The 13,330-nt window shown below is 41.3% G+C and carries 14 protein-coding genes and 1 riboswitch; of the genes, 3 read left to right on the top strand and 11 right to left on the bottom strand.

The genetic code is table 11. The features are described from left to right. Positions 1-5: 5 nt before the first annotated feature. The 10 genes from V6R21_RS05765 to V6R21_RS05720 all read right to left on the bottom strand — a co-directional run bounded on the left by V6R21_RS05765 (position 6) and on the right by V6R21_RS05720 (position 7,560). Positions 6-1,604 carry a DNA cytosine methyltransferase gene (locus V6R21_RS05765; protein WP_334241631.1) on the bottom strand — a complete coding sequence of 533 codons (1,599 nt, stop codon included), beginning with the start codon at positions 1,602-1,604 and terminating at the stop codon, positions 6-8. A gap of 252 nt (positions 1,605-1,856) precedes the next feature. Continuing rightward, positions 1,857-2,627, bottom strand: a complete 771-nt coding sequence (locus V6R21_RS05760; protein ID WP_334241630.1) for a hypothetical protein — start codon at positions 2,625-2,627, stop codon at positions 1,857-1,859. A gap of 26 nt (positions 2,628-2,653) precedes the next feature. Further along, the gene (locus V6R21_RS05755) at positions 2,654-3,841 is read right to left on the bottom strand and encodes an MvaI/BcnI family restriction endonuclease (protein WP_334241628.1); all 1,188 of its coding nucleotides are present in this window, start codon (positions 3,839-3,841) and stop codon (positions 2,654-2,656) included. Positions 3,842-3,900: 59 nt separating this feature from the next. Next, a complete protein-coding gene (locus tag V6R21_RS05750; protein ID WP_334241626.1) occupies positions 3,901-4,335 on the bottom strand; it encodes a very short patch repair endonuclease in 435 nt (144 codons plus the stop codon). A 27-nt stretch (positions 4,336-4,362) separates the two neighbouring features. Next, positions 4,363-4,557: a hypothetical protein gene (locus V6R21_RS05745; protein ID WP_334241625.1), complete on the bottom strand. Its 195-nt coding sequence runs from the start codon at positions 4,555-4,557 to the stop codon at positions 4,363-4,365. Between the two features lie 75 nt (positions 4,558-4,632). Then, on the bottom strand, positions 4,633-4,959 hold the full coding sequence (locus tag V6R21_RS05740; RefSeq protein ID WP_334241623.1) for a hypothetical protein: 327 nt from the start codon (positions 4,957-4,959) through the stop codon (positions 4,633-4,635). A 63-nt stretch (positions 4,960-5,022) separates the two neighbouring features. Beyond that, positions 5,023-5,136: riboswitch (SAM-I-IV-variant riboswitch) on the bottom strand. Between the two features lie 173 nt (positions 5,137-5,309). Beyond that, complete coding sequence (locus tag V6R21_RS05735) at positions 5,310-5,897, bottom strand: hypothetical protein (RefSeq protein WP_334241621.1); 588 nt, start codon at positions 5,895-5,897, stop codon at positions 5,310-5,312. Between the two features lie 247 nt (positions 5,898-6,144). Then, the gene (locus tag V6R21_RS05730) at positions 6,145-6,645 is read right to left on the bottom strand and encodes a hypothetical protein (protein WP_334241620.1); all 501 of its coding nucleotides are present in this window, start codon (positions 6,643-6,645) and stop codon (positions 6,145-6,147) included. Next, entirely contained in the window at positions 6,638-6,940 is a 303-nt protein-coding gene (locus V6R21_RS05725; protein ID WP_334241618.1) for a TM2 domain-containing protein, read from the bottom strand. The genes V6R21_RS05730 and V6R21_RS05725 overlap by 8 nt, the downstream gene beginning before the upstream one ends. Positions 6,941-7,143: 203 nt before the next feature. Then, complete coding sequence (locus tag V6R21_RS05720) at positions 7,144-7,560, bottom strand: hypothetical protein (RefSeq protein WP_334241676.1); 417 nt, start codon at positions 7,558-7,560, stop codon at positions 7,144-7,146. 121 nt (positions 7,561-7,681) lie between these two features. Here V6R21_RS05720 and V6R21_RS05715 point away from each other — a divergent pair, with 121 nt between their 5' ends. From V6R21_RS05715 to V6R21_RS05705, 3 genes are all read left to right on the top strand, one after another. Continuing rightward, the gene (locus tag V6R21_RS05715) at positions 7,682-8,920 is read left to right on the top strand and encodes a metal-dependent hydrolase (RefSeq protein ID WP_334241674.1); all 1,239 of its coding nucleotides are present in this window, start codon (positions 7,682-7,684) and stop codon (positions 8,918-8,920) included. Positions 8,921-8,961: 41 nt separating this feature from the next. After that, complete coding sequence (locus tag V6R21_RS05710; protein ID WP_334241672.1) at positions 8,962-9,585, top strand: hypothetical protein; 624 nt, start codon at positions 8,962-8,964, stop codon at positions 9,583-9,585. Between the two features lie 212 nt (positions 9,586-9,797). Further along, a complete protein-coding gene (locus tag V6R21_RS05705) occupies positions 9,798-11,009 on the top strand; it encodes a PD-(D/E)XK nuclease family protein (protein ID WP_334241670.1) in 1,212 nt (403 codons plus the stop codon). Between the two features lie 194 nt (positions 11,010-11,203). Here the strand turns inward: V6R21_RS05705 and V6R21_RS05700 are convergent, their stop codons facing one another. After that, the gene (locus tag V6R21_RS05700) at positions 11,204-13,255 is read right to left on the bottom strand and encodes a beta clamp domain-containing protein (RefSeq protein ID WP_334241669.1); all 2,052 of its coding nucleotides are present in this window, start codon (positions 13,253-13,255) and stop codon (positions 11,204-11,206) included. Positions 13,256-13,330: the final 75 nt, after the last annotated feature.

The following is a 13,330-nucleotide window of genomic DNA, read 5'->3' as shown; positions in this document are numbered from 1 at the left end:
GGGTATTAGGCATTTAGTACATTAGTCACTACTTGCCCCAATGCCCTACCCAGCAATGGGGGTACTGCATTCCCTACTTGCGTATACTGCGGTACCTCAAACTTTCTCATTTGCCCTCCGGTAGTCACCTTCGAACGGAATTCAAACCAGTCTGGGAACGACTGTATTCTGGCCATCTCACGGACAGTTAGGGTCCTTAACTCGTCATGGTGGTAGTGACAGGCATCATCCGGTATGGACAGTGCTGCCGGTGCCGGTCGATTTGCCACCAAGGCCCGTTGTGTCTGCTTCTTGGTGAGCAGGGTACGTAGGTACTGGTCCAGTTCCAATCCATCATTGAATCGGATATAATAGTTTTCCTCGTTCAGGAAATCGAACCTCAGCATTTCGGCAACAGTCCCATCCTCCAATATGGTTTCATCTGGCCTTCTCAGGAAAGCGTTGATATTTTTCTTGGTTGCCGGGACTACTTGCTCCAGCACCTGGTACAGCCTGAACCTTCTCTGTACAAGTTCCCCATTGCCCCTGTGCTCGTGATTACCCAGCTCAAAGCCTCCAAGGATCCTGTTTCCCAGCAGTTCATGGTTAACCTGTTGAACATATGCACTTTGTGCAATCCCTTCACCTCGCAAGTCATCAATGGCATCGGTCACGCTTCTCCACTGCCCTTCTTTGAATTGTAGCAGTGGCGCGAGAAAAGTATTGGTAAATCGCTCAGGGTTTTTCTCAATATCATGGTATTCCAGATCACCGAACATTACTGGCTCCATCTCGTTCTCTTGTTCCCCTTGTACGGCTGTATAGAAAACATGGGAGTTCTCCAGCAATGATAGCTCCACCTCGTTCCTGTCTCCTGCCTGAAACTCCTGAAAAACATCTTCCCTCAGGGCCAGCATGATATACCTCGGCCTGTTCTGGGCAGTGCCAGTGTACTTGGCATTGACATGCAGGCAAATCGGGACATAGCCGATTGTGGCAAATGCCTTGGCTACCTCAAACCAAGCATAATGCTTTTTTCCATCTATATCGAAAGCCCTAAGAATACCCGAAACATTTTCTAGCAAGGCCACTTTCGGCTTCACCAGCCTGACGAACCGGGCAAACTCCCATGGCAACTGGTTACGGGCATTGTCATGTTGCCTGAGGCCCGCCATACTAAAGCTTTGGCAAGGAGGCCCACCGGATACAAGATCCACCTCATCCCCTTCCAGATCCAGCGCATGCTGTATGCGCTGTAGCAGTTCCGGTTGTGTCTCCAGAAAGCCGTTGAGTTCAATGATATTGCCCACCACCATACTACCCTGTATGTTTGCATCTTCATCCAGCAAGTCGTTGTGTCCAGTCCCATCATCGGGAACCTCCTGTGGATTTTCCCTTAGCCTTCGAGTAAGGTTATTGCGTTCAAACTGGCTATTGAGCCAGTAGGTCATTTGGGCTGGCTCCTCTCTTCCTGCCAACTCCGTCAGGTTCTCTCCAAAGAAGTTGTAGGCAAATGTCTCGCTGGCCATCGGTGACAGTTCATTGGCAAACACCAGTTCAAATCCTAACGATTCCAATCCCAATGAAAGGCCACCACATCCTGCAAACAGTTCTATATGATTCACGTTGTCTGTATCTAGTTCCTAACACTCTAATTGTGCAAATTTAAGATACAATTATGAAAAAATCCAGGGATGCTTATTAAACATCAGGCCTGCGTGACTGGTTGAGATGCTGAAAGATTCATAAAACTGTAAGTCGAATTGATTTCCTCCAGTGCATTCTGCAAACATATCTGTTGCCTTTGAGAATATCCATTCCTGAAATTTTTACCGAAAATGTCCTTTACAGAATTCACAACTCCTTGGCGATGCCCTTTACCCCAATATTACTCTTCTTACGGCAACTGAATCAGATTTAAACTCATTTTTGTTTGAAGGTACTGTAACAAATGAGTAACTGAATCTATTTATTCTGTCTAATGAGTAAGATGCATCCCCTAAAGATATATTGGGATCCCTGAAAGAGTTAGCATTATAAATCATGCTCCACATCATTGGAATTTGTGAATTGTCATTCCAGTTTGTTTTGCATTGGACAATTCCCACTTCATAAGATTCATAGTCCCTATTAGACAAAAAATCCAGAGCTCTCTTTTTGTTTGTAAGTCCTTTACTGTTACTGATCTTAAATCGTCCCTTACTGTCTGTTAATTCTATATCATTGATGGGGCGAGTATACTCGTCCCTATCTGGGAAGACAATAACAGTGATATCCGATTCTGTATTACATTTAAAATTGACATAGTTTACTGTAATCGCCCGTCTTACAGGTTCAGGGACTTCACTCATTTTTTTAAATGCAACAACACGGCTTCCAATACTGCACATATTGATATACCAAGTTATTAGACATTCCCAAGCAGTCCCTCCTCCAGATAAAGTATCTTGGGACCTACCAGGTTCTGTAGTTGTCTGAAAAATTTCAGAAAGATGATCCCCTAAGTCAATCAGTTTTTCAGCTGTTATTTCATCTCCCAATTTATTCTCAATCTCCACTTGCCAACGCTCCCAGTGCTTTTCGAAGCTTTCCACTTTAAACAGTTGATCAATAGTTCTTTTTCTCAAAGATTCGATTAAATTCATCATTTTAGTTTTTAGTTTTTTTACAAAAGTTATAGCTCAATATCCTCTACCGAGCCAAAAAGCTTTTCCCTGTCTTTTGCTGATTTAAGCCTGAAGGCATGCCCCTTGTCCTTATAGCCTGTCCTATCCGGTAGCACTCTCCCTCTCCAGTCATAAGTGACAATTCCCTGGTCGATCAGTGAAATGAACTGGGAAAAAATTGGTCGTTGCGTCAATTGCACCTTCGTGTACTGGAAGTGGATCTCCCCTTCTATAAGCTTGTGTTCGCCAACCACCCACAACGTTTTGGGGTGCTTGTTATAGAGCGCTTCCTTAAGGGTCTCGTACTCCCAGTAGCAGGTGTCAATGTTTACATCAAGCTGTCCAGCCTTCTGTACCAGCAAGTTCTTGTCTGGAATACTTTGTAAGAAAAGACCTTGTGCATTCGGGGTATTACTTACCGTCACATACAAGTCTTGGTACCCTGGGTACTTTTTACTTTGGTAGCCATGGGTCAGCATCATATCTGTAGCCGTTGGTACAGGGCTAATGTCCCAGTTAGGTACCTTACTGAAAAGTGTATCCTTTGTCTTGGTTGCCGCTCTTTTTGCCTTGATCTCAATCTCTCCCATGTAGTCAGCATTCTTGAGGTTGTTCACCGGAATCCCCAGCGCTTTTTCCAATGTTTCTCCCACATCCTTTGGATTCAGCTTGTGAGGGCTTACACTTCTTATCCACTGTCCTTTTATTTTTCTCAGTTCGCTTATCAGGGTGCCAACATAATCCTCAGCTGTTTCAGGCTCCCCAAAATAGGATAGTAGCATACCCTCAAAGCCCTCTGTATCCCGGAGAGGAATAGCAATCACCTGTCCCTTGTAGACAGTGAAGTATACCAAGTCATTGGATTGCGCATAACGGGGCAGGCGTGATGGCCAGAATCGGGGGTCCCCCTTCTTGGTATTCGGCCGGTAGTAGCTGGTCCTCTGCTCAGCCACTTCGCTCTGTGATAAGATGGCGGTATTGTAGTAGACCTTTCCCTCATCGCCCTGAGGCATTGTACTAAAATCCACAACTCTCCCTTGCTTGAGGATTTCCCTCAACTCCCCTGAGGCGTCAATAATACTTTTCTTTAGCATTGTTTCCGTCATCCGGATCAGGCTAAACTCTTCCCTACAGTATTTCTGGATAATCTCAATTAGGCGTTCTTCCCCCTCATTGGGGATAAAAAATGGATTCACGTTTAAGTTGGTTTAGCTTTTACAATTGGTTTGCATTATAGCAATAAATAGTATTATTCTCATACCTTGATCATATCAACCAAGCTATCTAGCACTTTCAGGGTCCTTTCTTTGTCATACCTAATAGCACACTCCCAAACCGTCATCACATTCCACCCTTCCCTCAACAAGTCCATACGGTGGCTAATGTCATTGGCTCGGTTCCGAGCGATTTTCCAACGCCAAAACTCTGTGTTGGTCTTGGGCAGCTTGTAGTACTTGCAGTCTTGGTGCCCATGCCAGAAGCAGCCATGGACAAAGATCACGGTCTTGTACTTGGGTAACACGATGTCAGGTTTGCCAGGCAGGACTTTGCCCCTGTACCTGCCGTGCAGCCGGAAGCGGAAGCCATGGCGGTGCAGGTAGCGCCTCACAATCAGCTCAGGCCTCGTATCCTTGCCCTTGATCGAGGCCATGATCCTGCTGCGTACTTCGGGGCTAAACTTGTCGGGCATCGCTTTTTGGAAGAGAAGTTACGAAATTCACTTCTTTCTCCCCCTTTTTTCGTCTTCAAGCTCCTTGTTGGACTTGGCAATCCTCTTTTTAAGAGCCCTTATATCAAGCCACGAAGGCACTCCCATAACAACTGTTACTATAAACATAACCCTTAGATCTGTCATGTAATCCGTGACAGGCGAGGTCAGCCATTCAATGAACCAGTAATATACCTTTTCCATGGTATTGAAGTCTTGTTTCAGTAAAAATGAAGGGGGGCCTTCCTCCCAATCGAAGTCAGGCCCATGCAAGAGGAATCAGTTCTCAATCGAAAGCTTTCCCTCTTTCAGCTTGATACACCGGTCAAATGATATACAATTGCCCCCAAACAGCAGTTGGCAGCTATTCAGGTTGTAGATGGGCCATAATTCCAGGTAGGAAGACTGACACACTATCTTCGATGCCAGCGAAGGGTCACGTGAGATCAACTCTCCTGCAAGGGCAATCATATATGCCCCCTTTCTTGTGGCAAATCCCTTGTTGCCCACGAGTCTGTTAAAGTACCCAACCAGTTGCTCGGTACTGTCACGGTGTAGCGTCAAGCGACACTCCTTGATTAGTTCTGTAAATGATTGTGTTGCCATTACCATTCTAGTTTTGTTGTGAAAAATAAACCAAATGGCATCAGGAAATGGGAAGGAAAATAGTGAGGCGCATTTTTTTGTCCTGCTCCAAAAGAGGTTCGGACCACATCGCACTGGACCACCGTGGCTTGTCTTGCTCGGTTGGTATCCCCTTCCATGGGATTCTTGATGCTACTGTAAGTATAGGATTCTTTTTATAATTAATCCAAAATATTTTTATAAATACCTCTACCAAGAAGTTCTTCGGGAAATCTGATGATAATAAAAAGGACAATCCTAATAAGTAAGGTTGAGGATAACCGGAATATGAGTCATCCCGAGTTATTATTGGGATGACTCATATTTATCAATTACACAGCCTTATTCTGTACTGGAGTCACTTTTACATAGTCCATGAACTTACGAAGTTTGTCCATAATGATCGGTGTAGAAACAACAAACTTCTCCCCTTGTACCCAAAATTCAATATAGGTAGACGAGATACTCCCCTTCGCTTTTCTATAGCTAATGAATAAATCTTTTGATACAGTATAGTCATGATAAACTTCCTCGTTTCTTAGAGGTTTTTCTTTATTAATCTTCTCCTGAAGGATTTGATAGTTTTGTAAAATAGCTTTACACTGCTCTAATGTCAGTTCTATATAAGTAATGTCTGCTATTCTTGTCTGATCAGTCTCGAATTGCTTCCGGTCCGGATAATATTTATCGGCACCGATTACCAATTTTGAAATATCCCTATATTTATAACCTGTGAGTTCTAAATAAGAATTACTATTATATGATTTACCCTTAAATACAGTATAGGTTCTAATCGTACTATACTCTCCTTCTGTGTGCTTCTCTACATTGGTTTTGATATACTGTTCTGTAATGTATCTAGTTTGCATACAACCAGTAAGTAATGCTACCATCGACAAGGAGATGAGTGCTTTTCTCATTATTAGTTTTAGTTTTAAAATGATTATAAAAAATATGATTTAATAAGTGTTCTTGAAATAATACAACTACAATAGTATCATTAAAGTAGCCTACTTTTCTTACAAATACTTTAAACCCATCGCCACATGTCCCGATCTTTATTAGATCTATGATCACCGCAATAGCCAAGGATAAGCATAAAAAAACAGCCTGAAACGATCGTGTATCAGGCTGCTTTTATAACCGATCAAGCGGCTTGTCAATACGCTATTCCTTTACCTTGTGCATGTCCAGGTAGAACTTCTTCTCGCCTTCATTCCCCACCAGCAGCTTGAAGTGATCATAACTTTCGCTATACTGCTGTATCACCCCGCATTTCCTAAAATCCTGGTCCTGCTCTCCTTTTACATACAGTACGGAGTCCTGCTCTACCTTGTAGGTCAGTTCATGCGTTTTCTTCATCGGCTCATCGCTGAAAGCCATGGCAAAATCGACCAGCCCCCCATCCATATGTACAACTGCCCGATTCCCTTCGTAGAAACTGAACTCCATTTCGACAGAAGAGAGTGCCATCACCATCAACCCTTGCCCCATTTTCTCCCAACCGTCCTTTTCCTCTTGAGTGCCGAGTGCCTCAGTCACAAAAGGAGTCAGGTCCACCTTGTATCTGCCCTGCAGCTTGTCACTGTCAAATACACCGGAATCTTTCTCACTTATATTACATGCGGCTGTGAGCAGAACCAGTAAAAGAAGTAGCCACCTACTCATTACTATCTGTTTTGGATGCCTGTATCATGGAAATGTTCCGGGCCATGTCCTCATCCCTTTCCTTCTTCTCCAGCTGGTCTATCTGAGCGAACAGCTTGGCATTGTAACGACTCACTTTGCCAGGTATCAGGAAAAGGTCAATCAAGGCCCAAACCCCTACGCCCCCAAGCGTAAACCAGTACAGGAACTGGATGCCCCACATCCCGAGGTAAGCATAATGGGCCCCAAAAAAGAACCAGAACAGATAGGTCGTGCCCGTTGATTTTACTTTCGATTGCAGATAGTGCTTGTTCATACTTTTAAGGTTTTTGCAGGCTTCTCAAAGTCCTTTGCATGTGTTGCCGGACAATGAAAGGCCTCCGATAGATGATAATAGTTTTAAGTTGCTTTAATTGGATAATTAAGTTTTTTTGTTCGGATTCCACCCTGTTCACTTTATCAATGCCCTGTTTTATTTGACAATCACATCGCCTAGCTTTACAAAAAAAACAATAGTGTTCACACTCCCCGCCATTCCTGAGGCCCCTTCTCCTCATCCGGCGCAAAGTCACACTCCTTGCACCGCTCCTGCTCCGCATCGATAAACCACTGGCCTTCCTCCAGCTCACTGGTAAGGTAAATCCGGTATTCTGTCGGACATACCGCCGTTTGAATCCCTAGAATTGGCTGCTGCTCCAGGCGCATATAGCAGTCCCCAGTCCGTGCTTTGGTGCGCCGCAGCTCCTTGCCGTTGTAGTAGAAAACAATCTGACGGGGTTCTGTCAACCTGATCAGCAAGGTCATGTCCATCTCGGTGCTGTTATTTTGGATAAACAGGCGGCATGGGCGGTGAAGGCTGCGGTTTACCCCATCTTGGCAAATGGCAGCTAACGGTAATAGAAATAACAGTAACAAGCTGGTAAGTAAGGCTTTCATAGGTTTTATATTGGTTTGGTTTGCTTTTGGGAAGGACTTATCAGAAGTTACACAAAACCAATTAACTAACAAGGTCTATAGCCTCCTAACATACCGATTACATCAACCACGCTAGTACTTTATGATGGGATTCAACCACCTGGCAGGCGGTTTTGCCTTCACGGCCACCTTTGCCAGCTTCTCAGACACCAATATCTTCGAGACCCCCGAACGGATTGCCGCTACTGCCTTCTTTGCCCTGCTGCCGGATGTGGACCACCGCTCCAGCCTAATTGGCAAGCTGTTTTACCCAGTGGCCAAGTATTTGGACACCCACTACGGCCACCGCACCATTACCCATTCCTTTCCCGCACTCGTTGCCGTGACCGCCATGGTGCTGCTTGTAGAGAATGCCCTGGAACTCTCCCACCATGCCTACGCCCTGATTGCTTGCCTGGCCTACCTTTCGCACCTCGTATTTGATATGTGCACTAGAGCGGGCATCCCTTTTTTTATACCGTTCACCAAACGTCGCTGCGTATTGCCCGCCAATCCTGCCATGCGGCTGCGGGCGGGTGACCTGCGCTCAGAGGCACTGGTGTTTTTTGCTTTTATCGGAATGAACTTCCTTTGCTGGGACCTGTATGAAAAAGGCTTCTGGACCAAATACAACGAGGCCTTCTCTACAGTGATGCACCTGGAGAAGGAATACCAAAAAGGCCGTGGGCTACACGCCCGGTTTAAGTCCGTCGAAGGTGATGTGGTCACCTTCCAATCCGGCAAACCGCTCTTGATGGTCTCAGGCAGACTGCAACTGGTCAGCAGCGATGAGCCGCTGCTCTCGTTCTCAGATGGCCCTCGCTACCGGATTGAGACGGTCAGCCTTGTTTCCGTTAGCGCCGACTCACTCAATCAACTGCTGGCAGGTCATTTTATTGAAGCGGTAATCAGAAGTGAAGAACCTTTCCAGTATCCGGACGGCTCAGGCCTTTTGGCTACGGGTAACTCCGCCACCCTTACCAACAGCCAGCATGTAACGATCCAGCCTACCCGAAAGCGCAGTGAGCAACTTACCGAAAAGCTTTTCCAGCTGGAGGCCCGAATCTTTGAGCAGCGGCAAGAAGAGAAGTCTAGCAGGCTAGCGTTAAAGCAACTGGAGACAAAACGACAGTTACTGATGGAAGGGTTTACAGCAATGAGTGACTATGAAAAAGGCAAGGCGATTGGGGAGCTAAAGACGCTGAAGACTAAAATCGAGGGCTTTGAAGTGGTCACGGCTGATACGCTGCTACTCGATCGGGAGCGGCAGCAGTTGCTGATGGAGATGGAAAAGATACAGGTATTTGATGCGGTGGTGAGGCGGGTAATCAAATCACCGTAATTTTATATCTTGGATACAAATAAACTAAAACTAATAAAATTATGAACCATTCAGGAACAGTACTAGCTCGTTATTATGAAGATAGTAGTGATACCCCTACTGAGATTACAATCGAAATCTATAACAACTGGCTTGCAGAAGAGGATATAGATAAAAAAAGGAAAACCATTGCTGAGTTTATTTACCACAGGTTGCATAGTCGTTATATAAAGCCCTTTCAACATAATGATGACAACTTCAAAACACAATATAAAAATGGATTTGCTATTATGGCCAACTGTTGCTTGTTAATTGAAACACTACAATCTTTTAGAGAAGGATGGCCTGATACTGAACAAAAGTCTCAAAAGGCCTTTAAAAAATTCTTCGAAAAAGATCCAATATTTAATGTTAACACCTTGTCAGCTACTACTTTCTATAAGCATATCCGTTGTGGTATTCTACATCAAGGAGAGACTACAGGAGGTTGGATGATTAATCGAGACCCTAAAAAAGAGCTTCTGGAAGCCAAGACAATTAATGCTACAAAATTTGCTGATGAACTTGATAAAAAACTAAACTCATATAAAGAAGAATTGGAAAAAAGCGACTGGGATAGTGAAGTATGGGATAATTTCAGAACTAAGATGAGAGCAGTAATTAAAAACTGTCAATCCCAAAATTAGTTAATATGAAAAACCTAAAACCATACTAGCAGTGCCCCTCACCAGCAAGGTAGCCAAAGCCTCAAACAGTAACACCATCACTTTGCTAATGGCAGCTAACGGACAAGTGAATATCAACCCTATGGGCATAAAATGGGTATAGAAGTAAAATAGATTATAGCCTAAGTTAGGCTTCAAGCAACATAACTGATAACCTAAAGGACAGAATAAGAATGAATGAAACACCCATGAACTTTGACTGGATTGCATCACTGGTCAATGAGTTTCCAAAAAAACCTGACACCCGAAAAAACATCTTCGAGATAGCAGGTTTTCCCAAACGGGAAACCGTCAACAGTAACATGCTAAGGTTTTACCTGGACAAGGAAGAAGAGCACAACTTAGGTGCCTTGTTTTTCGATGCCTTGCTGGGATTGTATGCAGACAAGATGCCCAGCTTCGAGTCGGACAGGGAAAACTATGAAACACAGTTCACGGTAGAGCGGGAAATCCTGACCCCAAAAGGCAAGTATATTGACCTCGTGCTCAAGGAATGTGAAGCGGTAGAAGAGGGAAACCCCAAGTGGGCCATCATCATCGAGAACAAGCTGGATGCAGCCCTCTACAACGACCTGGAAGAATACTGGAATGCAGTTGAGGTGGATGGCCCCCACAAGCTGGGAATTGTGCTTTCGCTCCACCCCATTACAATGCCTGAAAACCCTCCATTTGTGAACATCACGCACAAGGAGCTGGCAGACAGGGTAATCAGAAACTTACCCACCGTCTATCTGGGAAGTGACGACAGGCACCTGCTCTTCCTGAAAGAATACACCTCAAACATCAACTCATTTTATCAAGACAAAAACTACTTACAAAGAATGGATGCAACACTCACATCATTTCATGAAAATGCAGAAAACATTCAAAAACTGATCAACCTCGATGCCGACCTGCTAAGGTATGTCACCAATGCGGTAGTGAACGCCATGGCCGAAGCAGGATTTAACGCCTCGAGTATCTACCCATCCAAGCATAAGTTTTTCCACTTCAATGCAGATAGCGAGCTGCTCTCAGAAACAATAAAAAATCATCTTGACGCAGCACACAAGTTCAGGGTTTGGGTAGATATAAAAAGGGTGAAAGACAAGGGGGAGTTTGTCGCTTTCTTTGAACTTTTCAACAGCAGCAATACCCTATACGGAGACCTGTTAAAAGAGAAGCTGAAGGATATCTCCTATTCAACCCATCTGAAGCCAGGCACCGGAGGCTCATTAGGTGGAGCCTTTTACCATATCTTCGCCATCTCGTTCGAGATAAAAGACTTTGGGGAAAAGGGTTTTGAGGAAACCCTCAAATCCAGGCTGCTTCAAGCATTATCTTACCATAGCTCCCAACCAGTTGATAAGGCAGTAGAAGCATTGGATGAACTGCTGAAAAAGTAGAGGCACTTAATCATAAATCAAAAGGACCAGCAACCAAGGTTGCAGGTCCTTATTCCAATCAAATAAAATGCTACTCAGCTGCGCCTAGCGGGAAAAGGGTTTGTGGTATAATATTTTAAATATTAAATATCTAAAGTTAATATCATACTATTTTTTTTATTTTAATATGGTAAACATTTAATAAAACAACACCATTATAAATAATCAGGCTTATCTAATCTGTTCAAGTAGTTTTGAATATTTGAATGATTATGATATTTATCATACAATGCCTTTAGTATGAAAATTGAAAAAATAAGACTTATTAAAGTAGAAAATAATGGAAACAAAACACTTGATTTAATACCTTTTAATAATTCATTAAAATTCTCAGTATCTCCATCGCATACGATAAAAATAATTACAAAACTAGTAATTATTAATAAAATACATATAGATAAATTAATCCAAGATTTCCTTCTCCACTTCATCAACTCACCATCTTCCCACTCCTTTAATTTCACGACTTTTTCTTTCTGTTCTGATCGCTTAATTTTATCCTCTAACTCTTTAATATACTTATTTTTATTTTCTTTATCTTCCTTTGATTCTTTATTAGACCTTTGAACTTTTTTATATAACTCTTCAGTCTTATTTATCTTACCCTCAAATTCTTTCATTATTCTCTCTATACCTTCAATTCTTCTATCATCAATTTCTTTTTGCTTCTTAGACTCTTCTTCAAGTCTTTTAACAAATAAGTTTTGGTCCTTTTCAGAAATGCTATTAAGTTCCTCAATATCATTTAATTGATTATCAACTATTCTAGTTGATATCCTAATTATATCTTGATCAGTTATTTTTTCTTTAGCATACTTCTGTATATTTTCATCTAAATCTCGAATTATTTTTGCTTTGGGTAAAGCTTTATTTAATGTAAATGACACTATTGAAGTTAATCCTATTTCAGCTAAATCTTTAGAATCTATTGACTTATTCACTCTAGGATTACTGAGCCATAAGATATTTAATAGCTCATCTGCTTTAATTGTTTCAGGCTGATATCTATTTTTATTTATATTATATCCACTATCAGATGAAGCAGAATTATTCACAAACCAACAATTAACTTTATCAAAATCCTTAACCAATCCCCCTCTTTTCTCCTTAACATATAATAATGCTAAAGAGTCATGTAAAGCTGCTTGCTCACTATTTCTCACATTTTTCAAAGATGTAAATTCATTTGAAAATCTAGCTTTATTTTTATCTTTATCCGTTAAGTAAACTATTTGTATATCCAGATCTTTTATTATATCTTCTATATTATCTATAATCCTTTCTAAGTCAACCTTTGTAAATCCTTTTCTATCACATGCATTATAAACATCTTCTGAATTTATTTTTTTCTGTAAAAAACTTTTATGAAAGTTTGATGCTTTAGCTGTCAACAACCCTTTAGTCTCCTCAAGAGTATCTTTTAAAACCTTAATTTTAAACCCTTCTTGTTTAGCTATATTTATAAGAGTCTTACATGTATGAGTAGATTCAGGTGTATTCAGATCAATCAAACTAACTATAAAATTAGTATCTAACAGCAATTCAACATCCCTTTCAATATCAGTAGTTTCATATTCAATAAAACTAGTAATAATAGCTCCTAAATATATATCTTTAATTTGCTCATACACTTGAGGTATTTTCTTGAAAAAGTTAATAAACTTAGCTTCTTGAGTATAATTATTACCATTTAAATATTCTTTATTTGATATATACTTAGATAAGTTAAATTTATTCTTTTCAATAAATTTAAAAATAGACCCGCCTTTTACATTTTTTAAACCTTCAGACTTACAGAAATCAAGATATAACTTCTCCAAGTTATTCACAACTTTCTTTTGTTTATTAATTACATCATCATAATCATCAAATTCATAATTATATATTTCAAAAGAGTTATCTTGATAAATACAAAAATGAGTAATTCCATTTGTATTTATATCATCACTAATTTCATTTAAAATATTTCTCAATACTGGAATTGGAAAATCTATTGAGTATAACTCATCAGACACTTTTTTAATTTCAAGAATACTATTACCTTTTACATTAACTCCATTTCCCTTCATTTGCCCCCTATCTTTACTAAGTTTTGATAGAGTTCTCTTAATAAGAGGCTTGAATATATCTATAGGTCCTTCCACTAAAGTTCCTTTATTTCTTATATGGGCTAATAGACTATATGTTATTGCTCTTTCCTTGTTCATGTTAGTTTAGTTCTTAGCTTTTAAAAAATAGTTTATCTTATAAAGATAAGTTCATATTAGAATAGTTCAAATCCA

The organism is Limibacter armeniacum (genome assembly GCF_036880985.1).
GTDB classification, from domain to species: domain Bacteria; phylum Bacteroidota; class Bacteroidia; order Cytophagales; family Flammeovirgaceae; genus Limibacter; species Limibacter armeniacum.
This window is presented reverse-complemented; position numbering and strand designations above follow the sequence as displayed.